We start from the raw sequence: 24,413 nt of genomic DNA on the forward strand, positions 1-24,413 counted from the left end.
GTCCGCGGGTGCTTCGGTGTCGGCGGGTGCCTCCGTCTCGGCAGAGGCTTCGCTGTCGGCGGGTGCTTCCGTCGACGACGAGTCGCCGTCGCTACTGGAACACGATGCGGCCACCAGGGCGATCGCGGTCAGGCCGGCAACCGTCGCGTGTCGGCGACGGTGACCGGAAGTCGTGCGTGGATTCGAACGGAACATGTTTCCCCCATTTGTCGGCGGGCCCGTCGGTGACGGACCCGCGTGTGTGTTGCGTGAACTGTGATTTCGTGCGTCGGGGCGCAGGGTCCGACGGTGACCGATCCCCGATCAGTCAGCGACGGCCGCCGGCACCCAGTTGCCGTGGAAACCGAACGGGACCCGGGGCAGCGCGACGGTCGCGACCGGCTCGTTGTCCATGGTCGCCGCATCGTAGATGGCGAACTCGCTCGACTCGGTGTTGGCGTCGAAGACGTACGTCATCAGGTAGCCATCGTCCTCGTTGACCGCGTCGGCGCGCGGCACGAAGGACGACTCACCGGGAAGCCGGCCCTTGCCGACGTCGATGTTGCTCTGGGCGCCGGACTCGAGGTCGTACTTCAGGATCGAGCCGTTGGCGGTGAGCGGTTCCTCGAAGGCCTTGGCGGCGGCGTTGGCCATCATGTAGCCGTAGCGGTGCTTGATGCCGACGTTCGCATCGGCGACCCGCGGGAATTCGGCGGGGGTGTCGTCGATCTGGTCGTCGGTGACTTTTCCGCTGTCGGTGTCGATCGTCCAGCGGTGCAGTGCGGGCTCGGGGAAGTCCATCGGCCCGTCGCGCCAGATGTGGCTCAGGCGAGCGACGTCGATGACGATCTTCGCGCCGTCTTCGTAGGCGTTCATCGGGTGGAACACGTAGCACGGGTCGATGTCGTACCACGTGACCTGCGAGTCGTTGCCGGTGCGGGGCATCACGCCGAGGCGGGCCGCGTAGTCGTCGCTCCAGCGAATCGGCATCTCGCCCTTCATGGCGAGCTCGAGATCGAACACGGCGGGGAGATCCATGAAGATCGCGTGGTTCCGCGTGACGTTGAAATCGTGCATCATCGTCGGACCGCCGACGGTGATGTTCTCGACCTGCTCGAGGGTGCCGTCGGCCGACACCCGGAGGTAGGTGAGGTAGGGCTCCATCATCGAATACCCGAACGCGAGCATCTCACCGGTGTCGGGGCAGATCTTGGGGTGGGCGGTGAACGGTCCCGTGAGGCGGCCGTCGTAGTCGGTCGGTCCGACGGTGTCCAGGTTGCCGTCGAGCACGTAGGGGAAGTGGCCCTCCTCGAGCGCCAGGATCTTTCCGGCATGACCGAAGATGCTGGTGTTCGCCTTGGACGACGCCATGTCGGTCAGGCTCGCGGCCATGTCGATGACCTCGCGGTCGGGATCGGCCACGAACGGGGTCTGCACGTACCGGTTGCGATACCACTCGGCGTCGCCGTCACGCAGACGGACGCCGTGGATCATTCCGTCGCCCAGGAACGGATGGTCGCTCTGGCCCGTGATCGGGTTGGCGCCGTTGCGCAGATAGCGCCCGTCGAGTTCGGGTGGGATCGTGCCCGTGACCACCAGATCGGTGATCGTTCGCTCGTCCTGAACCGGAGCCCAGTTGCCCGTGAGGTGCTGTGGAAGTTCTTCTTCGATGGCCGTCATGTGACGACCGTAACATGGGCTTCGCGGCGAAATCTACCCGGAGTACATTTCTCGTCGGGACGCTCAATCGACATCGTCGTACCCCAGTGCGAGGCCCGCGGAATGGTGATCCAGAGCGGCGAATGTCCGGCGAACGAGCGCATCGAAGAGGGCGGTTCCGCGTTCGTTTGCGGGGTCGATCGTGAGCAGACTCGCGCCGAACGACACCGCGTAGAAGACGAGCCCTTCGAGATAGCCGTGGCGGACGGCCTCCAGCGTCACCTTGTCCGCCGGGACGCCGTGGGCGTGCAGTCCGGCGACGTAGCGTTCGATCAACGCGATGTCGTGGAGTTCACGGGTCTCGATGTCGAGGTTGTTGGCGCAGAAGTAGACGATGTCGGTCTGGCCCGGTGCGCGCATGCACAGCTGCCAGTCGATCACCCCGACCGAACCGTCGTCGTAGAAGAGCAGGTTGTCGAGTCGGAAGTCGCCGTGGATGAGCGTGACCGGGTCGTCGTAGTGTCGTTCGATCCACTGCGGGATGCCGGGAACGAACTGCTCACACCAGCGCAGGCAGCGAGCGGGAAGGGTGTCCTCGTATCGTTCGAGGAAGAGTGGCCACCCGATCGCGAACGTGTCCTGCAGGGTGAGAATCGACGGATCGTCCAAGCCGGGCAGCCAGTCGAATGTCCGGAGCCGTGGATCCTCGAACCACGTCGCGTGGTGCCGAGCGATCGTGTCGATGGCGCGTTCGGCCTGATCGAGGGTGGCGCCGGCAACGTGGTCGCCGACGACTCCGGGGGCGAGATCCTCGAGGACGAGGCACGGTGGATCGGCGATGTTGACCAGCGCGTTCGGGATGCGGATGTCCACCGACGGAGCGACGTCACCGTAGAAGTGGTGCTCGCGTTCCCAGACACCCATCATGTCGCCGATCGCTCGGGCACCCGGGTCGATCGTCGGCAGCTTGACGATCACCGAGGACGGCACGGCCGGATCATCGGAGGAGATCGTGACCCGTGCGAGCTGGCCCATGAAGCCGGATCCCTCGCCGATCTGGGTCACCTCGACCGCATCGATCTCGGCGCCGATTTGGTGTGCGAGCCATGCGGCGCTCACGTCGTTCAGTTCTCGTGGGACTTCGACCATGTCGGCACGGTATGGCGTCCGTCACACCCAGCCGCTACCGGAGACGACTCGTCCCAGCATCCGATCTCGTGAACTTGTCCGGCGCTCCGTGCGCGAACAGTTCACGAGAACGGCGGCGCGGGTGGGCGAGGACGGCGTCAGTCGAGCGTGGCGACGTAGATCGTGCTGCTCGTCGGCACCCCGGTGAGCACATTCGGAAACGTGACCACCTCCGCTCGCGCGTCGTCGAACGCGTCGGAGAGGATTGCGACGAACTCGTCGTCCGGTGGGTCGTTCGACCACAACGTGAACACGCCTCCGGCGCGCAGGCACCCGGCGAGTCGAACCATCCCCGCCGGCTCGTAGAAGGCCGCGTTCGTCGGATCGAGGAGGTGCCGCGGGGCATGGTCGATGTCGACCAGCACGGCATCGAACGTCGTCGGAGCGTCACCGCCGAAGGCCAACCCGGATGCCGCGAGTTCGAAGAAGTTGCCGTGGACGAACTCGCATCGGACGTCGGTCGCGAGTGACTCGCCGAGCGGGACGAGATGTCGTCGGTGCCAATCGATGACCGGCTCCAACGCGTCGACCACCCGCAACGAACGCACGCGAGGATCGTCGAGTGCCGTGCGGGCGGTGTATCCGAGACCGAGCCCGCCGACGACCACGTCGAGCGGCTCGTTCGACGTTGCGGCCAGACCGAGCGTCGACACGGCTTCCTCCCCGTCGGTGATCAGGCTCGACATCAGGCCGTCCTCGCCGATCTTCACCTCGAACACATCGATCTGCAACGTCGGCTCGAGCCGCCGGCGCAGACTGATCTCGCCGATCGAGGTCATCTGCCGATCGAGTTCCTCGAACAACCGGCTCACGTGATGTCGTTTCGCATCGGGTTCCTTCGTGGTTTGCGCGTGTATCAACTGGGGTCTGACCCCAGTTGATACGTCAGCGGTGGCGTTCGATGCGGTCGGATCCGGCGTCGATCCCGGGGAGCTGCGACTCGAATCGTCCGACGCGCGCGGTGGCGAGATCGGACACGATCGCCTCGACCTCGGTCCAATCGTGCGCTCGCGGCCCCTCGATCCCCTGGTTGTACGGCTGGTCGAACACGATCACCGTGTTGCCGTACGACCGGAGCTCCTCGACGTTGTGCGGGGCGTCGTCGATGTAGGCGTGGGCCTCGGCCTGGGGTTTCGCCCCGAGGAAACAGAGGTCGCGATACGGGATGCGTTTCGCGTCGAGCCAGCCGGCGGTGTCGGCCACGGCCTTCTCATGACCCCAGTGCACGTACAGCCGATGGGTGATGATCCTGATCCACACCCCCGCGTCCGACAGCCGCCACAACGCATCGGCCGCTCCGTCGATCATCTCCATCGTGCGGAACATGTCGTGTTCCATCACCGCGACCCGGTGGTAGTCGGCGTACTCATCGGGCCCGAGATCCCACTCACCGAAATCCCACGACCGTTCGAGCGGGTACGTCTCGGGATCGACCCCACGGATGTCGGCGAGGATGTCGCGGAAGCGGCGCGTGTGGTCGGCGACGACACCGTCGAGGTCGACGCCGAGGATGAACTGGTCGGGCGAGCGTGCCGCCATCAGCCGATCACCGCTCCGCTCGTCATCTCGATCATCAGTCGATCACCGACTGTGCGATCAGCTCGGCCTCGGCGGCATCGACGGATCCCGTCACGCTCGATGCGCCCGGACCGCGGACGATCCGTCGGCGCACCATTCCCGAGATGGTGTCGACCGTGATCGTGCCGATCACGATGATGATCAAGCCCACCCCGGCCTTGCCCCAGTCCTTGAACTGGATCGCCTGAGCGAGATCGGTGCCGATCCCGCCGATGCCGAGCACGCCGAGCACCGCCGAGGCGCGGATGTTGACCTCGAAGCGATACAGGATGAAGGACGTCAACTCCGGCGTCACCTGGGGGATCACGCCCCAGCGGAGCCGTTGCGACCGGGATGCCCCGACCGCGTCGGTCGCCTCGATCGGCCCGGGCTCGATCCCCTCGATGATCTCGTAGAACAACTTGCCGAGCGTGCCGATCGAACCGACCCCGATCGCCAGGACACCCGCCATGGGTGTCAGGCCGAAGACCGGGATGAATGCCAAGGCGATGATGATCTCGGGGATCGCGCGCAGCAGGTTGAGCACTTGTCGGACGACCCAGGACACGGGTCGCCCGACCAGGTTCTCGGCGGCGAGGAAGGAGATCGGAACGGCGAAGATCGCAGCGATCAGCGTGCCCATCCAGGCGATCGAGATCGACTCCCACATCTTGCCGATCAGCGGCCGGATCTCGGCCGCTTCCATCTGCGAGAACATCAGCTTGAAGAGGGTGTACAGGTCGGCCGGCGCGTCGAGGAGGCGGGACCACTTGGCGTCGAGACCGAAGAGCGACCACAACACGACCACCGTGATGATCGCGGTGGTCACCCACTTGAAGACGTTGCGCGGCGGTCGCGGGAGGATCGGTCGATCTCGCGCCGACAAATCGGTCGAGCGGACGGGAGCGCCCTGGGTCGCGGCGGGGCTCACACCAGTCTCCGACGGAGCATCACCGAGAAGGCCTCGATGATCATCACGACGAGGAAGAACATCACGACGAGGCCCCACATCTGTTCCCACTCGCCACGCGACCGGAAGAACTCGATGCGCTGGCCGATGCCGCCCGCACCGACGAGGCCGATGACGGCGGATGCGCGCAGGTTCAACTCGAAGTTGTAGAGCACGAACGACGAATAGCTCGGCAGGATCTGCGGCACGACGGCGGTCCGCAGCATCTGGGTCAGCCCGGCACCGGACGCATCGGCGGCTTCGATCGGGCCGGGATCGATTCCGTCGAGGACGTCGGACGTGAGCTTGGTGGTGACCGCGAGCGAGAAGAAGAACAGCGCGAGCAGACCGCTCAGCGCGCCGATCCCGACCGCTGAGACGAAGATCAACGCCCACAGCAGGTCGGGGATCGCGCGCACGATGTTGTTGAAGACGCGCACGATCGAGCGCAGAACGATGTTCGGATTGCCGATCTTCGTCGACCAGAGGGCCAGCGGGAGTGCGGCGAAGGCGCCCGTCACGGTGCCCAGCACCGCGAGTTGCAGGGTCTCGATGAATGCCGCCCGGGATCGCGGGGACCAGACCTGGCTCCAGTCGGGGTGCAGCAGGCCCTCGACCACCGAGTTCGGACGTCCGAGGTTCTCGATCAGTCCGTCGAACGAGAATCCGACGGCCCGCGCGGTGACGACCGTGAGCACGATCGCCCCGATCGTCGTGCCGATGGCGAACGGGGTCGGTCCGGGTTTGGCCGGAAGCTGCTGTCGACCGACCGGATTCTGGGAGTGGTGCTCGGTCGAGGTCGCGCCGAGCGGACCCGACGTCACAGGGCAGCCTGCTTGGCCATCGTGTCGTCGGCGGTGAGGCTCCGGCCGTAGATGCTCTCGAACACGTTCGCGTCGCAGTCGCTTCCGGGGCCGTCGAACACGAGCACGCCGTCGCGCAGCCCGATGATCCGGTCGGCATACGCCGTCGCGAGATCGAGGAAGTGGAGGTTGACGATCACGGTGATGCCGAGCTCGCGCCCGATCTGTTGGAGGTAACGCATCACGACATGGCTCGTGGGCGGGTCGAGTGATGCGACTGGTTCGTCGGCGAGGATGATCGACGGCTCCTGCGCGAGTGCGCGGGCGATGCCGACGCGTTGACGCTGGCCGCCGGAGAGGTTGGATGCGCGCACGTAGGCCTTGTCGATGATCTCGACGCGGTCGAGTGCGCGCGCGGCGACGTCGATGTCGCTCTTGGAATACATCCCGAGCATCGTGCGCCAGGTGGCGGACTGGTGGAGCCGCCCCATCAGGACGTTCTTGAGCACGGTGGTGCGGTCGACGAGGTTGAACCCCTGGAAGATCATCCCGACCTCGGAGCGCAGGTCGCGCATCCCCGCGCGTCCCAGTGCCGTCACGTCACGGCCGTTGACCTCGAGGCCCCCCGAGGTGAGCGGGACCAGCCCGTTCACCGCGCGGATCAGGGTGGACTTGCCGGCGCCGGACAGGCCGACGATCACGACGAACTCACCGGGCTCGATCGTGAGATCGAGGTCGCGCATGGCTCGTACGCCGCCCGGATAGGTCACCGTGGCGTTGGAAAATCGAATCACTCAGGTTCTCGTTTCATTGGCACGACATGTCGATCATCCCGGTCGATCACGCCATTCGACAAGCCGTTGGGGGACGCCACCGATCGTGGTGGCGTCCCCGCAACAGCATGTTCAGTGTGAGATCACTCGAGGATGTCGCCGAGCTGCGCCTCGAGGTCACGGATGACGTCGTAGTCGGCGGAGTTCACCGGGACCAGGTTGTCGATCTCGTACAGCTCGTCGAGAACCGCAGCGCCTTCGTCGGATCCTGCGATCGTGACGAATGCACCGCTGATCGCATCGACCAGTGTCTCAGGAAGATCACCGGCGACGGCGAAGCCGTCGTTCGGGATCGGGCCGGACCAACCGAACACGACGACCTTCTCGCCGACGTCGGGCACCTGCTCGATGAGCTGGCCGCGGGCATCGTTGAACGACACGCCGACCGTTGCGTCACCGTCGTACACGGCCTGTACCGCGGTGTCGTGTCCACCGGCGAACAGCGCGTCGATGCCGTCGATCGGATCGACTCCGGCCTCGGAGAGCTGCAGGGCGGGGATGGCGTAGCCCGAGGTCGATCCCTGGTCCACGAATGCCACCGTCTGCCCCTCGAGCTTGCTGAGCTCGTCCTGCCCGATCGGTCCGAGCGATGCATCGCCGTCGGCTTCGAGCACGCCGTTGCAGAAGAGGTATCCCTCGTCGTCGGCGACCGGCTCATCCGCGCAGAAGGTGTCGGGATCGTTGGTGAACCACTGCGTCACGTAGAGCAGCGAACCGAAGCGCTCGGCCTGGAGAACCAGGTCGGCACCCGCCTGCTCCTCGGCCTGCACCATCTGGCGCGGCCCGAGGCCACCGGCGACCTGCGCCTGGCCTGATTCGAGGGCGACGATCACGCCGGCGTAGTCGGTGGGGACCAGCGCCTTGACCGAGATGCCGAGTTCGTCCGAGAGCATGTCGGCCAACGGCTGTGCGGTTTCGATCAGACCGCCGGTCTCCTGCGACGGCGTCAGCGTGAAGGTGATCTCGTCGGGCCAGTCCTCCGGAACGTCGGCTGTGGCGCCTTCCTCCTCCATTGCCTCCGTGGACTCGGTTTCGGCCTCCTCCATCGCTTCGGTGGTGTCGGTTTCGGCCTCTTCCATCGCCTCGGTGTCTTCGGTCTCGGCTTCGTCGACTGCCTCGGTGACGTCGGTTTCGGCCTCCTCGACCGCTTCGGTGGTGTCGGTTTCGGCTTCGTCGGCCGAGCTGTCGGTGGAGTCACTTCCGCAGGCGGCGAGGGCGAGTGCCCCCACGGCTCCGAATGCGACCAGGTGTCGTCGGTTCATGTTCACGCTTTCCGTTGTCTGCTGGATGGAGCACGTCACCGTCGTCAGTTCACGCTGCCGTCGATGCTCGTGCGGTGTGGTGCACCCGTTTCCGACGCGCCGACATGATCAGCCCAACGATCAGCCCAGCGTGACACTCGGGATACGAGACGAACGCTAGTCGCTCGCGTCGAACCGGCGTCAAGACTTCGATGAGCGTTGCGTGACGAGAGCGTGAAAGGTGGCCCAACTGTCGACGTCCGAGGCGCCGTCCAGCGGATGGTTCCACGGGCGAACGAAGCGGCAGACCGTGGCGTTCGGGCGGTTCTCGATCAGGTCCGGCAGCACGTGTGGCGAGTCGTCGAGATACATGTCGCACTCGACCGTGGACTTCACGTCGGCGATGTGGACCTCGCGGGTGGGGAGCCGGTTGTCGGCCAGCCAACGGAACGTGTCGGTCACCGCCCACTCGGGTTTGGTGGTGATGACGACGATCGAGTGGCCGTCCGTGCGCAGGCGATGCAGCGTGTCGAGCGCCGTCGGATACGGCTCGAGATGGCGGAAGATCGATGGTCGCAGGTCGCTGCCCTTCGCCCACGCCCAGAAGGCGCGCATGTCGTCGAACCCTCCGAGCTCGGCGAGACCGTCCCAGGTCTGCACCATCGACGGGTGGAGTTCGCTGCCGAACTCCTCGCGGTGCAGCTTGATCCATCCGGCGTTGAAGTCCGCGACGACGCCGTCGAGGTCGATTCCCAGTCGGAGCCCACGAGTTCTCATCCCGTCGGAACCTACCGAGAACCGACAACGGTGACATCCGGCGCTGTGCCGTGGAGTGACATCTCCGTGCGCCCCGCCGGCTTTCGTCGAACCGTGAGAGTGGGAACCGGATCGCTGTGGCGAACGTCCAACCCGTGAGACGGACTCGTAGCGTGACGACACCGAGCGGCTCGGTGGAGGGGGACCACAGATGCAGATCAATCGGCGAGCGACAGCACGATCGACGCGATCGACCCGGCCCACGCGGTGGGTGGCGTTGCTCGCGGCGGCAGCGGTCACGGTCGCAGCATGTTCGGGCGGTGACGACACGGCCCCGACCACCACCGCCGAGGGCGCGACGAACACACCGTCCGACTCGAACTCGAACTCGTCGGCCGGATCGGACCAGCCGGGGTCGGGTGTCGGACCGGTCGGTGCAGCGGCGGCGACGACGATCAGCGAAGCGTCGCTCGGGTTGCGTCTCAGCGAGGGCACCGCTGTGGCGGGAGCGTCGGACGCGGTCGCCGTGGTCGACGGGATCCCGCTGACCGACGACGAGGTCGCAGCGGTCCTCGATCGACTCCCCGAGTGGGGCGTGCCCGCGAACGACGTCGTCGAGTTCAATCGACCGGCGGAATCGTTGCAGCCGCCGGTCGTCGGCGACACGGTCGACGGCCCGTTCCCCGCAGATCCCGAAACACCCGATGCTCCCGACGTGGCGGACACTCCGACCGACGGTGATCTCGAGGTCCTCCGTTTCCAGCCCGAAGGTGATGTCGACGTCGCTCCGTTCATCGCGATCACGTTCGACGAGCCGATGATCGAGGTGGCCACGCTCGACCAACTCGAGACCGTCGACGTCCCCGTGACGATCACCCCCGACATCGCCGACACCGCCGGAATCGACGGTCGTTGGAGGTGGATCGGCACCCGCACGCTCCGCTTCGAAGTGACGCCGAACAGCGACACGTCCGACACCGCCATCGGGAACGATGGACTCGATCGCCTCCCGGCGTCGACCGACTACACGGTCACGGTCCCGGCCGGAACCGAGTCGGCGAACGGTGCGGTCCTCGCCGACGACGTGACGTTCGAATTCTCGACGCCCGCCGTCACCGTGACCGATCTGTCGGGTCTCGGTGAATCGACACGGCTCGACCCGGTCTTCGTCGCGACGTTCGACCAGCGGGTGGACGCCGAGTCGGTCGTCGACCTGATCGACTTCGCCGCCGGCGACGTCACCGACGTGCGCCTCGCCACCGACGCCGAACTCGACGCCGACACCCAGGCGCGGGTGGCGTTCGACGCAGCACTCGACGAACGTGCCATCGCCTTCGTCCCCTCCGCCGAGCTCGCCGCGGACACGGCCATCGACATCGAGATCGGACCCCGTCTCCCGTCGCTCGAGGGCCCACTGACCAGCACCGACGCGTTCTCTGCTTCCGGGCGGACCTTTCCGCCGCTCGCCGTCGAGCGCACCGATTGCTTCGACACCTGTCCGCCGTTCGCGTCGTTCGAGATCACGTTCACGAACCCGCTCGACGGTGATGCCTTCGACCCGTCGTGGATCAACGTCGACCCGGCCGTCCCCGGATTGCGGGCCGAGCAGTTCGACTCGACGATCTGGATCAGCGGGGCGACGTCGGGCAACACGACCTACACCGTCACGCTCGCACCCGAGGTCGTCGACGTGTTCGGTCAGACGCTCGGCGACGAGTACACGACCGACTTCGGCGTCGGCGACGCCCGTCCGTTCCTCGTCGGTCCGGATCGCCCGTTCGTCACGACCGATCCGTTCGCCGATTCGCCGGGCATCGCCTACTCGTCGGTCAACCACGATCGGCTCTCCGTCACGGCCTGGCAGGTCCAGCCGGCCGAATATGCGGAGTTCCGCACCTATCTCGACTCGACGTACTCCGACACCCGTCCGGCCGATCCGGGCTGGCCGGTCGTGCTCGACACGACGATCGACGTCGAGGCGGATTCCGACACCGCGGCCGAGACGTTCGTCGACCTGACCGATGCGTTCGCCGAGTCCGGTGGGCCGATCGTGCTCCAGGTCGAACCGGACCCGGCCGTCGACCCGACGAGTGACGACTACTGGTCCAACCAGCCGATCACGACCTGGGTGCAGCAGGCGGACATCGCCGCGGACGTGTTCATCGCCGAGGACGAGCTGCTCGTCTGGGTCACCGACCTCCGCACCGGCGAACCGATCGCCGATGCCGACATCGAGGTGATCGGCGGAGGCGAGCACACAGAACCGATCGCGACCGATGCGGGCGGAATCGTCCGGATCCCGCTCACCGAACCAATCGACGGCCTCGTCGCGACCGCGGGTGATCGCACGGTGCTGGCTCCGTCGCAATGGTTCAACGGATGGGAGCCGTCCGAGCGCGGGGCGCAGAGTCGCTGGTACGTGATCGACGATCGCGGGATCTACCGGCCAGGTGAAACCGTCCGGATGACCGGCCTCATCCGAAACATCACCGCGGACGACGCCCAACTCGAGTTCCTCGACGGTTCGCCCACGGTGACCTACTCGGCGTACGACGCGCAGGGGAGCGAACTCGCGACCGGTTCGGTCGAGGTCAACGCGCTCGGTGGGTTCAACATCGCGATCGACCTGCCGGAGGGAGCCAACACCGGCCCCGCGTTCGTCGATCTCGGGCTGGTCGGCTCGGCCGGCGGCGACGAGGCCAGACAGGTGCCGTCCGGGTTCGGTCACGAGTTCCAGATCCAGGACTTCCGGACCCCCGAGTACGAGGTGACCGCTCGGGCCGAATCTCCCGCTCCCTACTACGTCCAGGACCCCGCCACGATCGCGGTGGATGCCGAGTACTTCGCCGGCGGTCCACTCGGTGACGCCGAGGTGGAGTGGCTCGTCACGGCGAACACCACGTCCTACGACCCGCCGGGCTGGGACGAGTTCTCTTTCGGGGTGTGGACGCCGTGGTGGTTCGGCGGCGGATTCGCGGCCGACTTCGTCGGGGACGAACCGTTCTTCGAGCCGTGCATCGATTGCGGCCCCGGCTTCGAGGACCCTCGGTATCAGACGTACATCGGTCGGACCGATGCCGGCGGGACGCACCTGTTGCAGATCGACTTCGACGACATTCCGGGCCCGAGCGACACGTCAGATGGCGACGAACCCGACGATGATGGCGACGACACCGTCGAGCCGGTCGATCAGCCGACGGCGGTCACCGCCGAGGCCACGGTGTTCGACGTCAACCGGCAGGCGATCGCGTCGCGCACCGATCTGATCGTGCACCCGGCCCAGTACTACGTCGGCGTGCGCAGCGATCGCGGATTCGTCGAGCAGGGCGACCCGATGGTCATCGACGTCACCGTCGTGGACGTCGACGGCGACCCGGTCGCCGGACGCGAGGTCGCAGTCAGTGCCGGTCGGTTGGAGGGGACGTTCGAGAACGGCCGGTACGTCGAGGAACTCGTCGACGAGCGGACCTGCTCGGTCACCTCGACCGACACCGTCACCAACGACCCGACCAGCGACGGGACGGACGAATCGATGCGCTGCGAGTTCGACACCGATGTCGGCGGCCAGTACGAGATCACGGCAACGGTCACCGACGACGATGGCCGGTCGAACCGTGCCGTGCTCACCCAGTGGGTGAGCGGGGGTGTGGCGCGGCCATCACGTGGCCTCACGCAGGGCGAGGTCGTGATCGTGCCGGACACCGAGTTCCATACTCCCGGCGAGTCCGCCGAGTTGCTGGTCCAGGCGCCGTTCAGTCCGGCATCGGGACTACTCACGGTGACCCGGGCGGGAATCGAGTCCGTGGAGGCGTTCGATGCTCCCGACGGCAGCGCGGTGCTCACCATTCCGATCGAGGACGACGATGTTCCCTCGCTGGGCGTCCGCGTCGACATGGTCGGCGCCGACGAACGCGTCGCCGATGACGGGACGCCGCTTCCCGATGCTCCCCAGCAGCCGGCGTACGCATCCGCGCAGATCGACCTCGACATCCCGCCGGTCACCCGCACGCTCGCCGTCGACGCCGTTCCGGCCTCCGACCGGGTCCAGCCGGGCGAGCGCACCACCGTCACGGTGTCGGTCGCCGATCCCGACGGTGCACCGGTGTCCGACGCCGGGGTCGCGGTGGTCGTCGTCGACGAAGCGGTGCTGTCCCTGAGTGGATACGAGCTCGCGGACCCGCTCGAGACCTTCTACCAACCCCTGTTCAGTCAGCTCGAACCACAGCTGCTCCGCGACTCGATCATCCTCGCGAATCCCGAGGTGTTCGGTGAGGGTGGCCGAGCCGCGGGGGATGCCGCCACGACCGTGCCCGTCACCGATGAGATGGAGGCGATGGAGGAAGGGTCGGCGGAATTCGACAGCGAGGACGCAGCCAGCGTCGAGGTCGCCGACTCTGCGGCGACCGCCGACACCGTCCCGGCCGAGGGTGGAAGCGTCGGCGAGGCACCGAACGCGCCGATCGACGTGCGCGTGGACTTCGATGCCCTTGCGGTCTTCGCTCCCGACGAGCGGACCGACGCCGACGGCTCGGTGTCGGTCGTCGTGGACCTGCCCGACAGCCTCACCCGGTATCGGGTGATGGCGATTGCCGTCGACGGCGTCGATCGTTTCGGTTCGGACGAGTCGGTGATCACCGCGCTCCTTCCGGTCAGCGTTCGCCCATCGGCACCGAGGTTCCTGAACTTCGGTGATCGATTCGAGCTGCCCATCGTGGTCCAGAACCAGACCGACGTCCCGATCGACGTGGACGTCGCGCTCGAGACCGCAAACCTCGATCTGACCGACGGATCGGGTCGCCGGGTGAGCGTTCCGGCCAACGATCGTGTCGAGGTGCGATTCCCCGCATCAGCGGTCGATGTCGGGACAGCCCGTTTCCGTGTGGCATCGGTCGGCGGCGAGTTCGTGGACGCCGCTGAGGTCGACCTCCCCGTGTACACGCCGGCGACCGCCGAGGCATTCGCCACGTACGGCGTGCTGGACACCGGCGATCCGATCGCGCAGCCGATCCTCGCCCCCGAGGGCGTGATTCCCGGTTTCGGTGGGCTCGAGATCGCGACGTCGTCGACGGCACTGCAGGCACTCACCGATGCCGTCCTGTACCTCTACGACTACCGCTACGACTCGGCCGACGGATACGCATCGCGGATCATGGCGGTCGCCGCGCTGCGTGATGTCCTCGACGCGTTCGATGCCGAGGGACTCCCCGAACCCGCCGAACTCGACGCGAGTGTCGCGTCCGACATCACGAAGCTCGAGGCACTCCAGAACGACGACGGCGGGTTCCCGTACTGGCAGCGGGGCCGGCCGTCCGACCCGTGGGTGTCGGTGCAGGCGACCCATGCGCTGGTGCTCGCGCAACAGAACGGCTACGCCGTCGACCAGGGTGCGCTGGAGGCCGGACTCGGCCACCTCCGCTCGATCGAGGACTTCATCCCGACGGGACGCTCCGGTGCGGCCTACTCCGACGAGACCCGCGACGCGATCAGCGCGTATGCGCTGTACGTGCGCAATCTCGCGGGTGATTCCGATCCTGCCAAGGCGCTCGCTCTCTACCGAGATGGCGCGGACGACTCGCTGCAACTCGACTCGATCGCCCAACTCTGGACCGTGATCGACGATGCCGACACGCGATCCGAGATCGAGCGGACGATCACCAACTCCGCCGTCGAGACCGCAGGAGCGGCGAGCTTCGCGACCGACTACGGCGAGGACGCCTACCTGATCGCGCATTCCGACCGCCGCACGGACGGCGTCGTCCTCGGCGCCCTCGTGAGCGAGTCGCCGGACACCGATCTGATCCCGAAGGTCGTCACCGGTCTTCTCGGCCATCAGACCGAGGGCCGGTGGAACAACGCTCAGGAGAACTCGTTCATCCTGCTCGCGCTCAACTCCTACTTCGACACGTTCGAGTCGGTCGATCCCGACTTCGTCGCCCGGGCATGGCTCGGTGACACGTACGCCGTCGAATCGGCGTTCGTCGGCCGGTCGACCGACACGTCGTCGACGACGGTGCCGATGACCGAATTGATCTCGGAGGGCGACACCGATCTGGTGATGGCGAAGGACGGCGACGGCCGCCTCTACTACCGCCTCGGACTCCGCTCCGCCCCCGACGATCTCACCCTCGACGCCCGCGACGAGGGATTCGTCGTCGATCGCGTCTACGAGGCGGTCGACGATCCGAGCGATGTGGTGCGCAACGACGACGGGTCGTGGGAGATCGCCGCGGGAGCGACCGTGCGGGTGCGGCTGACGATGGTCGCCGACGCGCAGCGCACCCACGTCGCCCTGCTCGACCCGTTGCCTGCAGGCCTCGAACCGGTCAACCCGGCGCTCGCGACCTCGCAGACCGTTCCCGACGTCGACCCATCACTTTCGGAGGGGGATGTCGTGGTCGATGGACCGGCGGCATCGTCGGGGCCGTGGTTCTGGCGCTGGTTCGACCACCAGAACCTCCGCGACGATCGGGCCGAGGCGTTCGCCGGCTGGCTGCCGGGCGGGACCTACGAATACACCTACATCGCCCGGGCGACGACGCCCGGCGAGTTCGTGGTTCCGCCGGCCCGTGCCGAGGAGATCTTCGCCCCCGAGGTGTTCGGACGCAGCGCCGGCACGACCGTCACCGTCACCGACTGACCCCCGGCCCCGGATCGCCCCGTTGCGGTGAGATGTGAGACCGACAGGTCGTCTCACATCTCACACGTGGGCTGGGCGTGGCGGGGTCAGATGATGTGGCGTCTGGTGACGATCAGCTTGCGGAGTGCGCGCCACCCGAGCAGCGTGACACCGAGGAACACGGTCGCGACGATGACGAAGGAGAACGCCGTTCCGTCGCCCAGCAGACGTCGAACGAGCATGCCGACGACTACCGTCACCGGCCAGATGATCAGCCCGGTTCGCAGTGCCAACGGGTTGTCCCATGCCCTCGTGACGAGCCATCCGACCGCCAGTCCGATGACGAACGGGGCAGCCGTCGCAGCGAGGCCGGCGATGCCCGGATCCTCGTCGTGGTTGTTTCGGCCGATCGCCACGAAGGCGACGACGATCGCGGTGTCGAGCCCGGCCGCAATCGCCAGGCGGTTGGTCGAATCACTCATCGTTGCGCTGCTCACCCCTCGGCCGCGAACCCGCCGAGCGTGCCCTTGAAGAAGAGCAGCGGCTCGGGCGGCAACCCGTTGTGGTCGGCGTCGGCGTCGAGAGCTGTGACCGCGCCGAGCACGAAGTGATGGTCGCCCATGTCGTACACCGACTCGACGGTGCAGTCGATCCAGGCCACGGCGCGGTCGAGGACCGGTGAACCCGATGGAGCCGCGTGCCAGTCGACGTCGTCGAATCGGCTGTCGTCGTTGCCGGACTTGGCGAACTTCCAGCACAGGTCGCTCTGCTTGTTCGAGAGCACGTTCACGCAGAAGCTTCCGGACGATGCCATCGCCTGCCACGTCGCCGAGTCGAGCTGAGGGAGAAATCCGACGAGCGGTGGATCGAGCGAGACCGACGTGAACGAACCGATCGTGAAACCGTGGGGAGTGCCGTCCTCCGCAAGTCCCGAGACCACCGTGACACCGGTGGGGAAGTGACCCAGCACGGTCCGGAAGTGGTCGGAGTCGAATGCCGTGTCGTGCTCGGAATCGTTCGTCTGCTCACTCATTCGTCGAACTGTACGCTGCGATCCGATGGAGGACGCCAACGAGGTTCTCGCTGCCTCGAAGAGCGATCTCCGGGCCCGGATGCGGTCGGTCCGCCGGGAGTTGCCCGATCGAGCGGCACGTTCGCAGCGCATCGTCGAGCATCTGACCGTCCTCGACGCTGTGATCGCCGCCGACCGGTTGATGTTCTACGACGCTGTCGTCGGGGAGGTCGATCTCGTGGATCTCGTGGCCTGGGCGGGGGAACGGGGCGTCGCGACCGCGGTGCCGGAAGACGGTGTCGATGCAACGTGGCCGGACGTGATCGTGGTCCCGGGGACGGCATTCGGTGTCCGCGGCGAACGCCTCGGCCAGGGCGGCGGTTGGTACGACCGATTCCTGCCGGACCGCCGGGCTGACGCATTCACGATCGGCGTCGGCTTCGATGTGCAACTCGTCGATGTCGTGCCCATCGAGGACCACGACGTGCTGCTCGACTGCATCGTCACCGAGAACGGACCGATCTGGCCGCTCTGACCGTCCCGGCGAGTGTCGACGCGACACGGTGATGCGAGCCTGCTCCGGTCCCACAAGGTGGTGAGCGAACTGCCAGCGTGACGGCTCGCTCACCGCGCGGGTCACTCGGGTTGGAGATCGAGTGAGGCGGAGTTCATGCAGAATCGGTCACCGGTCGGCTGGGGACCGTCGGGGAAGACGTGGCCGAGGTGGGCGCCGCACGTGGCACAGATCGCTTCCGTGCGGACCATGCCGTGCGAATGATCGTGCTCGAGCGTGACCAGTGCGGGGTCGATCGCCTCGTAGAACGACGGCCAACCCGAGCCCGAGTCGTACTTCGTCTCGGACGAGAACAGGGCCGTGTCGCACACGATGCAGTGGTACACGCCCGGGTCCTTCGTGTCGTGGTATGCACCGCTGAAGGCACGTTCGGTGCCGGAATTCTGGGTCACGTCGTATTGGAGCTTCGTCAAACGTTCACGGAGCTCGGCGTCGGTGGGAACGGTGGTGTCGGCCATGTCCTGATACTGCCCCATTCGTCGGCGTTCTGCACATGTGTCCGATGATCCCGACCGGTGTTTCGGAGTTGTTGCGCCCGTCGTTCGCATCTCGATCCACGGGCGTTCCTACCCTCGCCACATGACGCATCGCCTCGCCGGACTCGCCGTGGTCGGGACGCTCGCGCTGGCCGCGTGCAGCTCGTCGGGTGACGGCACCGGGTCGGGTGATGACGTCGTCGTCGCGACCCCTGACGACACCGCTCCCGACGACTCGACCGACAACGAGCGGTCCGCGTCCGGCGACGAGACGATCGCCCATGGCGGCGCCGTCTCAGCGGCCAGCTACCTGTTCCCACCACCGCCTGCGTCACCTGCGGAAGACGAGTCCAACCCCGCCGCCGACGCCGCGGTCGACCGGATCGTCCGGGGCATCAACGCGGGCGCGCTCGACACGGCCGCTGTCGATGAACTGACGGCGACCGGCGACGCGCGATATGCCTGGTTCGTCTCGGACCTTCTCCGGTTCTTCCGAGGTGCGGACGGAGAACAACTCGTCGACAGCTTCGAGTCACTCACCGGCCGATCGATCGCTGCCGATCCCGACCTGCAACAGGGCCAATGGCTGAGCGTGACCAACCACCTGATCGCCTGGGACACCCCTGCGTACGCCGGCTACCGGGAGGACAAGGGTGGCATCTTCACCCAGGTCGAGCCCGCCTGGTCACCGTTCTTCGACGACGCCGACGCGACGATCGACTGGCGTCATCTCAGTTGGGGCGGCGTGCTCGTCGACGACCGCCCGCTCGACGACCCGGACCCCTGTCGCGGCGGGTGCATCCCGGCGCTCGACGACCCCGAGACCACCGACGCGGCCGGTGGAGACTGGTATCCCGACGACCGCACCGTGTTCGGCATCGTCAGCGTCGGTGAGGCGCTCGCTATCCCGCTGAACATCGCCGAGATCCACGAGATGTTCAACCTGACCCTGGGCGACGAGCGACTCGCCATCCCGTATTGCACACTGTGCGGGTCGGCGCAGGCGTTCATCACCGACCGACCCGACGCCGAACTCGTGATGCGGACATCGGGCCTGTTGAGTCGATCGAACAAGGTGATGTACGACCTCGTGTCGGATTCGGTGTTCGACACGTTCACCGGCGCAGCGGTCTCCGGTCCGCTCCTCGATCAGGGCGTGGTCCTCGACGAGACAACCGTGGTGCGCTCGACCTGGTCGGAGTGGAAACGCGAGCACCCCGACACCCGGATCATCGCCCAGGACGGTGGGATCGGTCGGAGTTACGAGCTCGATCCGCTCGGCAGGCGGGACGACGACGGCCCGATCTTCCCGATCGGTGAAGCTGACGACCGCCTCGGCGTGCAGGAGTTCGTGGTCGGTGTGATCGCGGACGACGGAACGCCGATCGCTTTCCCGTCCGAGGACGCGAGCGCAGCGTTCAATGCCGGCGAGTCGGTCGAACTGAACGGCGTCGAGCTCCGTGAATCCGGCGACGGCCTCGTCGCAGTCGACGCGACAACCGGTGACGAACTCGCGGCCCACGAAGCGTTCTGGTTCGCCTGGAGTCAGTTCCATCCCGAGACCCTGCTGTGGTCATCGGGTGCCTGACACCTGATGACGGGTCAGGACAGCAGCGCTTCGACGGCCTTGTCGGCGTGTGCGACGTCGGGCCGGTCCTCGTGTTCGAGTCGTGTGAGATAGCTGATCGAGACGTATCCCTCCTCGACGAGTCCGCCGTCGGTCTCGGGATCGAGGTCGAGCTTCTCACCCCAACTCATCACGGCCTTGAACGCATTGTCGCGACCCTCGATCGGTGTGAGATCGACCGCCGCCACCGAGCGCGGCGGCTGCACTCCGACCCGCCCGTGCTTCCAGCCGCGGATCTCGTCGAGCGGCAGATCGGGGACGTTGAGGTTGACGACCACGGCCTCCGATGGCATGTCGTCGACCAGCGCCTGGGCGACCGATCGTGCGACCTCGGCGGCGGTCTCCCAGTGGATGTCCTGGATCATGTCGTCCCACGCCTGGCCTTCGACGCCCATCCCGGACACCGCCTGACTGATGGCGATCCCCGACACGTGGCCGTTGCGGCCGGTGAGCGTCGCGCCGACCGTGCCCGAGTGGTACACGGCTCGCCCGACGTTCGCCCCGGGGTTGATTCCGGACACGATCAGATCGAACGGTGCGTCACCGAACGCCTTGAGCCGGGCGAACATCACGCACAGTGCGGGCGGACCGTTGACGGTCCACGTCTCGGCGTCGCAATCCGGAATCGACGACTTGATGATCTCGGGTTGGAGCAGGTGGAGCGCCCCGAGGGCGGCCCCGGCACCGGAGAACTCTCGATCGGGAGCGACGACGACCACCTCGTGATCACCGTCGAGCGTGCAGATCGCTCGGACGAGGACATGGAGGCCGATCGAGTCGATTCCGTCGTCGTTCGTCACCAGGATGCGCATGGACTCATCTTCGCAGGAGGTTTCGGCGATCCCATCAGCCGACCCCGGATGTTCACCCGGAGTTCGGTTGGTCGAGATCGAGTTGGAGCAACACCATGGTGCGCCAGGTGTCGAACGTGAACCCGATGTCGGGCATCCGACCGACCTCGACGAAGCCCCGTCGGAGATGGAACGCGATCGACCGCACGTTGAACGCGTCGATCGTCGCCACCATGCGCTTCAGACCGTTGGCCCGCGCGAGCGACTCGAGTTCATCCATCAGCTTGGAGGCGTTGCCGGTGCCCTGAGCGTCGCGATCGACGTAGACCGAGTGTTCGCATACGAACCGGAAACCTTCCCGACAGGTGCTCTCGCGGAAGTCGCCGTAGCTCGCCACGCCGACGACCTGACGTTCGTCGCTGTCATCGTCGTCGGCGTACTCCTCCGCGACGATCACGGGGCGTCCCGATGCGCGCCGGCCGCGCATCCAATCGAGTCGCTCGTCGACCGTGTGCAGCGTCTCGGTCCACTCCGCATCACCGGCCGGGATCGCCTGGTTGAAGATGTCGGTGATCCGGTCGACATCGTCGTCGGTGGCAGCGCGGATCTCGGTCTTCATGTCGCCGCCAGTGTGCCAGACCTGCGACCATTCGGCGATGGCTGATCAACGAGCTGTCGACGACTCGATGTCGCTCGACGAGGTCGACTTCTTCGATCCGGCGATCAACGACTGTCCGTACCACGCGTACCGTGCGCTGCGCGACGAGGCGCCGGTGTGGTTCGACGAGCGGCTGAAAGCCTGGGTGATCACCCGCCACGAGGACGTCCTCGCCGTGCTGCGCGACACCGAACGGTTCAACAACTCCAAGCGGCGCAACGCGATGCGCCCCGACGTGCAGGCGCTGTACGAGGAGAAGGGCTGGCTCCCGGCGCGCACACTCGCCGGGCGCGACGACCCCAACCACAAGGAGATGCGGCGCCTCTTCGACCACGCGTTCCGCCCGAAGAAGTTGCGGGCGCTCGAACCGCAGATCGACGGGCTCGCGCACCAGCTGATCGACGACTTCATCGACGCCGGTGAGTGCGACTGGGTCCAGCAGTTCGCGGTCCCGCTCCCGCTGATCGTCATCGGGATGCAGATGGGTGCCGACCCCGTCGACATCTGGAAGATCAAGGGGTGGACCGATGCGTGGGTGCAACGCCTCGGGTTGATGCAGACCTCCGAGGAGGTGATCTGGTCGACCGAGATGGAGATCGAGGCACAGCACTACTTCCAGCCGATCTTCGAGCGGCTCCGCGAGCAGCCCGACGACACGCTGCTCTCCGACCTGGTCAACACCGAGATCCCCGAATGGGGACGGTGCCTGAACGACGAGGAGCTGCACGCCGAGATGATGGCCGACACGTTCGTCGGTGGTTCCGAGACGACGACCAACGCGCTGTCCGGTGGTGTGCGACTGCTGATCGAACACCCGGACCAGTGGGAGATCCTGCGCAGCGATCCCGACACGTATCTCCCGGTGCTGGTCGAGGAGGTGCTGCGCCTCGAATCGCCAGTGCAGCGTCTGATGCGAACCGCGGCGGTCGACGTCGAGCTCCACGGCGTGCAGATCCCCGCCGGCTCGATGCTGCTGATCGGCTACTCCGCAGCGAACCGTGACGACCGGGTGTTCGATGCTCCCGCCCGATTCGACCTCGAACGCGCCGACGCGAAGAAGCACGTCTCGTTCGGATTCGGCACCCACTTCTGCCTCGGGGCACCACTCGCCCGACGTGAACTGCTGCTGGGGTTCACCGCGCTGGTCCAACGGATCGACGAGATGTGGTTCCTCGACGACACCGATCTCACGATCGCCCCGAACTACTTCCTCCGCGCGTTGAAGGAACTCAAGATCGGGTTCCGAGCGCGTTCGTGAGCGTCGGGGGTGGGACGCGCCGCTGACTCACCAGCGTGAACGCGGTGATCCCGACGAGCACGAGCACCATTCCCACGATCTGAAGCGGACGTACCGTCTCGCCGAGGATCACGAACGCGAAGGCCACGGCGAGCGCCGGCTGCGCCGTCTGCATGATCGTGATCGTCGCGATCGGGAGGTGTTGTTGGGCGAACGCGACGCACCCGTGGGCGATCATCCCGGTGAGGATCGCGAGCCCGGCCGCGACGGCCCAGCCCCGTGCGGGCATCGCGAAGATCTCGTCGCCGGCGAGGATGACGGCCATCGGAACGGCCGTGATCAGCCCGACCGGCATCATGCACGCCATGAACGACACGGTGTCGACACCGGCGGCGCGGGCACGCTTGGTGAAGATCAGGTAGCTGGTCCACGAGCCGAGGACGAGCAACATGATCAGGTCGCCGCCGAGCGATGCCGTGCCACTCGCCTCGCCGAAGAACAGCACCATCGCGACGCCGACGATCGAGATCAGACCGAACCGCAGCGCCGACCAGTTCGGACGTTCGTGGAACACGTACGCGCCGATCGGAACGACGAGCAGCGGTGTCATCGTCGCGATGAACTCGGTGTGGGCGATGCTGGTCTTGGTCACCGCGGTGAACAGCAACGAGATGTTCAGCCCGAAGAAGAGCCCGGCGGGAGCGACCAGCTTCCACATCTGCCGACTGGGGCGCTCCCGTTTCGTGACCAGCAGGTAGCCCCACCACGTCGCGACCGACATCCACATCCGCCAGAACGCGATGACCACGCCGGTGACGGCGGCCCACTTGACGATCGGCGTCGACAAGGAGAACGCGACGACGGCGGCCACCATCGCGATCAGTCCGACCCGCGAGTTCGACTCGCTCAATGCGACCGGTCGGAATCGTCGGTGAGATCAGCGTGGAGGTCGGGATGGTCGGCCCGGAGGATGTCGGGTTCGAGATAGATCACCGTGACGGTCGGCGCGGCGGCGCGGATCGCGTCCTCGGTCGCGTTGATGGCGGCGACCAGCTGGTCGGCGTCCAGGCTCGAGGAGTACTCGATCTTCGCTCCGACGAGGACTTCGTCCGGTCCGATGTGCTCGGTGCGCATGTGGATCAGGCGGTCGACGTTCGCGCTCGATTCGATCGCGCCGATGATCGCCGTGCGGTCCTTCTCGCCAGCGGCCTCACCGATCAGGAGACCTTTCATCTCGATGATCAGGAAGACCGCGATGACGATCAGGAGGATGCCGATCGAGATCGATCCGACCGCATCCCACCGTGGGTCCTCGGTGAACTGCGCCATCATGACGCCACCGAGAGCGAGGAACAGGCCGACCTCGGCACCGACGTCCTCGAGCAGGACGACCGGAAGCTCGGGCTGCTTGGTGGTGCGGATGAACTTCCACCAGCTGACAGATTGCGGTTTGACGTGTCGGGCTTCCTTGACCGCCGTGCGCAGCGAGTACGACTCGAGGAGGATCGCGAACACCAGGATGCCGATCGCGATCGGCAGGCTCTCGATCTCGTGCGGGTCCCGGAACTTCTGGATGCCCTCGTACAGGGCGAACATGCCGCCGAGCGAGAACAGGACGAGAGCGACGGCGAAGGCCCAGAAGTACCGCTCGCGGCCGTACCCGAACGGGTGTTGTTCCGTGGCCGCCTTGCGGGCGCGCTTGCCCCCGAGCAACAGGAGGGCCTGGTTACCTGTGTCGGCCAGCGAGTGCACCGCCTCCGCGAGCAGGCTTGCCGACGCGGTGAGGAGGAAGCCGACGAACTTGGCGATCGCGATCCCGGCGTTCGCTGCCATCGCAGCGAGGACCGCTTTACGGCTGCCGTCGGTCATGCGCGCTGACTCTACCGAGCGTTACGTCACGGGTCAGACCCGTTACGTAACGGCGGGTCACCAGCCGGGGAGGTCGAGCCAGGCGGCAGCGGCGGCCCGGTCGCCGACGATGTCGAGCGTCGACCGGTCGGCGCGGCCCATCAGGACGAGCAGCAGATCGGCTGCGTTCCCGCGCAGCGCCGCATCGCCCTTTCGATGCTCCGCCGAGAGCTGATATTCGCCATCCTCGCTCCAGACGATCCACTCGCCCGATCCGGTGGGGAGGTCGTCGTCGGTGCAGTGCACGTGGAGGCTCGTCGCCGGTGTGGCGACCTGTTCGCGCTGGAGGACACGCGGAAGCCCCAGTTCGAAGTACTCGGCCAGGCCCGTTGCGGCGAGTCGGCTGTCGACGTCGGACGAACCGAGCGCCGCAGTCTCGGCATCCCAGCGGTGGACGGCTGTCTCCATCATCTGGCGCCGCGACCAGACCCACGCCTGCCGCTCGATCGAGAATGGATGCCAGGTCGGACCATCGGCGGGCAGCGATTCGAGCACCGTTGCGAGCGCGTCCGCTCCGGTCCGCATCCACGCTCCGAGCGCGGCGTTGTC

Annotated in this window: 21 protein-coding genes and 1 pseudogene; 4 read left to right on the forward strand and 18 right to left on the reverse strand. The window is 66.6% G+C overall.

Annotated elements, in window-relative coordinates; translation table 11 throughout:
* From WBV89_RS09260 to WBV89_RS09305, 10 genes and pseudogenes are all read right to left on the reverse strand, one after another.
* Positions 1 to 195 (reverse strand): annotated as a pseudogene (locus WBV89_RS09260) (hypothetical protein); the annotation flags it as partial.
* A 108-nt stretch (positions 196 to 303) separates the two neighbouring features.
* A complete protein-coding gene (locus WBV89_RS09265; protein WP_423981051.1) occupies positions 304 to 1,659 on the reverse strand; it encodes a carotenoid oxygenase family protein in 1,356 nt (451 codons plus the stop codon).
* Between the two features lie 63 nt (positions 1,660 to 1,722).
* The gene (locus tag WBV89_RS09270; RefSeq protein WP_423981052.1) at positions 1,723 to 2,787 is read right to left on the reverse strand and encodes a phosphotransferase family protein; all 1,065 of its coding nucleotides are present in this window, start codon (positions 2,785 to 2,787) and stop codon (positions 1,723 to 1,725) included.
* A gap of 137 nt (positions 2,788 to 2,924) precedes the next feature.
* Positions 2,925 to 3,638: a spermidine synthase gene (locus WBV89_RS09275; protein WP_423981053.1), complete on the reverse strand. Its 714-nt coding sequence runs from the start codon at positions 3,636 to 3,638 to the stop codon at positions 2,925 to 2,927.
* 73 nt (positions 3,639 to 3,711) lie between these two features.
* Positions 3,712 to 4,365: a 5' nucleotidase, NT5C type gene (locus WBV89_RS09280; protein WP_423981054.1), complete on the reverse strand. Its 654-nt coding sequence runs from the start codon at positions 4,363 to 4,365 to the stop codon at positions 3,712 to 3,714.
* A gap of 34 nt (positions 4,366 to 4,399) precedes the next feature.
* The gene (gene phnE, locus WBV89_RS09285; RefSeq protein ID WP_423981055.1) at positions 4,400 to 5,314 is read right to left on the reverse strand and encodes a phosphonate ABC transporter, permease protein PhnE; all 915 of its coding nucleotides are present in this window, start codon (positions 5,312 to 5,314) and stop codon (positions 4,400 to 4,402) included.
* Positions 5,311 to 6,156 (reverse strand): phosphonate ABC transporter, permease protein PhnE, encoded by an 846-nt coding sequence (gene phnE / locus WBV89_RS09290; RefSeq protein ID WP_423981056.1) that lies wholly within the window; start codon positions 6,154 to 6,156, stop codon positions 5,311 to 5,313. The genes phnE (WBV89_RS09285) and phnE (WBV89_RS09290) overlap by 4 nt, the downstream gene beginning before the upstream one ends.
* Positions 6,153 to 6,929 carry a phosphonate ABC transporter ATP-binding protein gene (phnC, locus tag WBV89_RS09295; protein WP_423981057.1) on the reverse strand — a complete coding sequence of 259 codons (777 nt, stop codon included), beginning with the start codon at positions 6,927 to 6,929 and terminating at the stop codon, positions 6,153 to 6,155. The genes phnE (WBV89_RS09290) and phnC overlap by 4 nt, the downstream gene beginning before the upstream one ends.
* A 122-nt stretch (positions 6,930 to 7,051) precedes the next feature.
* Positions 7,052 to 8,230: a phosphate/phosphite/phosphonate ABC transporter substrate-binding protein gene (locus WBV89_RS09300; protein WP_423981058.1), complete on the reverse strand. Its 1,179-nt coding sequence runs from the start codon at positions 8,228 to 8,230 to the stop codon at positions 7,052 to 7,054.
* Between the two features lie 180 nt (positions 8,231 to 8,410).
* On the reverse strand, positions 8,411 to 8,986 hold the full coding sequence (locus WBV89_RS09305; RefSeq protein WP_423981059.1) for a 5' nucleotidase, NT5C type: 576 nt from the start codon (positions 8,984 to 8,986) through the stop codon (positions 8,411 to 8,413).
* Positions 8,987 to 9,176: 190 nt separating this feature from the next.
* Between WBV89_RS09305 and WBV89_RS09310 the strand changes: the two genes are divergently transcribed.
* On the forward strand, positions 9,177 to 15,602 hold the full coding sequence (locus WBV89_RS09310; protein ID WP_423981060.1) for an alpha-2-macroglobulin family protein: 6,426 nt from the start codon (positions 9,177 to 9,179) through the stop codon (positions 15,600 to 15,602).
* Positions 15,603 to 15,688: 86 nt separating this feature from the next.
* Here the strand turns inward: WBV89_RS09310 and WBV89_RS09315 are convergent, their stop codons facing one another.
* Together WBV89_RS09315 and WBV89_RS09320 are read right to left on the reverse strand one after the other, a co-directional pair.
* Positions 15,689 to 16,063 carry a DUF3054 domain-containing protein gene (locus WBV89_RS09315; RefSeq protein WP_423981061.1) on the reverse strand — a complete coding sequence of 125 codons (375 nt, stop codon included), beginning with the start codon at positions 16,061 to 16,063 and terminating at the stop codon, positions 15,689 to 15,691.
* Positions 16,064 to 16,074: 11 nt separating this feature from the next.
* The gene (locus tag WBV89_RS09320) at positions 16,075 to 16,614 is read right to left on the reverse strand and encodes a flavin reductase family protein (protein ID WP_423981062.1); all 540 of its coding nucleotides are present in this window, start codon (positions 16,612 to 16,614) and stop codon (positions 16,075 to 16,077) included.
* 25 nt (positions 16,615 to 16,639) lie between these two features.
* Between WBV89_RS09320 and WBV89_RS09325 the strand changes: the two genes are divergently transcribed.
* The gene (locus WBV89_RS09325) at positions 16,640 to 17,128 is read left to right on the forward strand and encodes a 5-formyltetrahydrofolate cyclo-ligase (RefSeq protein ID WP_423981063.1); all 489 of its coding nucleotides are present in this window, start codon (positions 16,640 to 16,642) and stop codon (positions 17,126 to 17,128) included.
* A gap of 101 nt (positions 17,129 to 17,229) precedes the next feature.
* On the opposite strand, the gene msrB is transcribed toward WBV89_RS09325, so the two are convergent.
* Positions 17,230 to 17,625 (reverse strand): peptide-methionine (R)-S-oxide reductase MsrB, encoded by a 396-nt coding sequence (gene msrB / locus WBV89_RS09330; protein WP_423981064.1) that lies wholly within the window; start codon positions 17,623 to 17,625, stop codon positions 17,230 to 17,232.
* Positions 17,626 to 17,746: 121 nt separating this feature from the next.
* On the opposite strand from msrB, the gene WBV89_RS09335 reads away from it, so the two are divergent.
* Positions 17,747 to 19,231 carry a DUF3179 domain-containing (seleno)protein gene (locus WBV89_RS09335; protein ID WP_423981065.1) on the forward strand — a complete coding sequence of 495 codons (1,485 nt, stop codon included), beginning with the start codon at positions 17,747 to 17,749 and terminating at the stop codon, positions 19,229 to 19,231.
* A 14-nt stretch (positions 19,232 to 19,245) separates the two neighbouring features.
* Here WBV89_RS09335 and surE read toward each other — a convergent pair whose 3' ends face one another.
* Together surE and WBV89_RS09345 are read right to left on the reverse strand one after the other, a co-directional pair.
* A complete protein-coding gene (gene surE, locus WBV89_RS09340) occupies positions 19,246 to 20,082 on the reverse strand; it encodes a 5'/3'-nucleotidase SurE (protein ID WP_423981066.1) in 837 nt (278 codons plus the stop codon).
* A 52-nt stretch (positions 20,083 to 20,134) separates the two neighbouring features.
* Complete coding sequence (locus WBV89_RS09345; protein ID WP_423981067.1) at positions 20,135 to 20,680, reverse strand: N-acetyltransferase family protein; 546 nt, start codon at positions 20,678 to 20,680, stop codon at positions 20,135 to 20,137.
* Positions 20,681 to 20,717: 37 nt separating this feature from the next.
* Here WBV89_RS09345 and WBV89_RS09350 point away from each other — a divergent pair, with 37 nt between their 5' ends.
* Complete coding sequence (locus WBV89_RS09350) at positions 20,718 to 21,977, forward strand: cytochrome P450 (RefSeq protein WP_423981068.1); 1,260 nt, start codon at positions 20,718 to 20,720, stop codon at positions 21,975 to 21,977.
* On the opposite strand, the gene WBV89_RS09355 is transcribed toward WBV89_RS09350, so the two are convergent.
* The 3 genes from WBV89_RS09355 to WBV89_RS09365 form a co-directional block, all read right to left on the reverse strand.
* Complete coding sequence (locus WBV89_RS09355) at positions 21,949 to 22,866, reverse strand: DMT family transporter (protein WP_423981069.1); 918 nt, start codon at positions 22,864 to 22,866, stop codon at positions 21,949 to 21,951. The two genes, WBV89_RS09350 and WBV89_RS09355, sit on opposite strands and share 29 nt — an antisense overlap.
* Complete coding sequence (locus WBV89_RS09360) at positions 22,863 to 23,825, reverse strand: cation diffusion facilitator family transporter (protein WP_423981070.1); 963 nt, start codon at positions 23,823 to 23,825, stop codon at positions 22,863 to 22,865. The genes WBV89_RS09355 and WBV89_RS09360 overlap by 4 nt, the downstream gene beginning before the upstream one ends.
* Positions 23,826 to 23,882: 57 nt before the next feature.
* The coding region (locus WBV89_RS09365; RefSeq protein ID WP_423981071.1) for a maleylpyruvate isomerase N-terminal domain-containing protein at positions 23,883 to 24,413 on the reverse strand (531 nt) is incomplete at its 5' end.

The organism is Ilumatobacter sp., assembly GCF_049588435.1.
Classification (GTDB): domain Bacteria; phylum Actinomycetota; class Acidimicrobiia; order Acidimicrobiales; family Ilumatobacteraceae; genus Ilumatobacter_A.

Excerpts from the sequence above, each read along its gene's own strand:
- WBV89_RS09265 (WP_423981051.1), bottom strand. The coding sequence starts at position 1,659 with ATGACGGCCATCGAAGAAGAACTTCCACAGCACCTCACGGGCAACTGG.
- WBV89_RS09270 (WP_423981052.1), bottom strand. The coding sequence starts at position 2,787 with ATGGTCGAAGTCCCACGAGAACTGAACGACGTGAGCGCCGCATGGCTC.
- WBV89_RS09280 (WP_423981054.1), bottom strand. The coding sequence starts at position 4,365 with ATGGCGGCACGCTCGCCCGACCAGTTCATCCTCGGCGTCGACCTCGAC.
- WBV89_RS09300 (WP_423981058.1), bottom strand. The coding sequence starts at position 8,230 with ATGAACCGACGACACCTGGTCGCATTCGGAGCCGTGGGGGCACTCGCC.
- WBV89_RS09305 (WP_423981059.1), bottom strand. The coding sequence starts at position 8,986 with ATGAGAACTCGTGGGCTCCGACTGGGAATCGACCTCGACGGCGTCGTC.
- WBV89_RS09310 (WP_423981060.1), top strand. The coding sequence starts at position 9,177 with ATGCAGATCAATCGGCGAGCGACAGCACGATCGACGCGATCGACCCGG.
- WBV89_RS09315 (WP_423981061.1), bottom strand. The coding sequence starts at position 16,063 with ATGAGTGATTCGACCAACCGCCTGGCGATTGCGGCCGGGCTCGACACC.
- WBV89_RS09320 (WP_423981062.1), bottom strand. The coding sequence starts at position 16,614 with ATGAGTGAGCAGACGAACGATTCCGAGCACGACACGGCATTCGACTCC.
- WBV89_RS09325 (WP_423981063.1), top strand. The coding sequence starts at position 16,640 with ATGGAGGACGCCAACGAGGTTCTCGCTGCCTCGAAGAGCGATCTCCGG.
- msrB (WP_423981064.1), bottom strand. The coding sequence starts at position 17,625 with ATGGCCGACACCACCGTTCCCACCGACGCCGAGCTCCGTGAACGTTTG.
- WBV89_RS09335 (WP_423981065.1), top strand. The coding sequence starts at position 17,747 with ATGACGCATCGCCTCGCCGGACTCGCCGTGGTCGGGACGCTCGCGCTG.
- surE (WP_423981066.1), bottom strand. The coding sequence starts at position 20,082 with ATGCGCATCCTGGTGACGAACGACGACGGAATCGACTCGATCGGCCTC.
- WBV89_RS09345 (WP_423981067.1), bottom strand. The coding sequence starts at position 20,680 with ATGAAGACCGAGATCCGCGCTGCCACCGACGACGATGTCGACCGGATC.
- WBV89_RS09350 (WP_423981068.1), top strand. The coding sequence starts at position 20,718 with ATGGCTGATCAACGAGCTGTCGACGACTCGATGTCGCTCGACGAGGTC.
- WBV89_RS09360 (WP_423981070.1), bottom strand. The coding sequence starts at position 23,825 with ATGACCGACGGCAGCCGTAAAGCGGTCCTCGCTGCGATGGCAGCGAAC.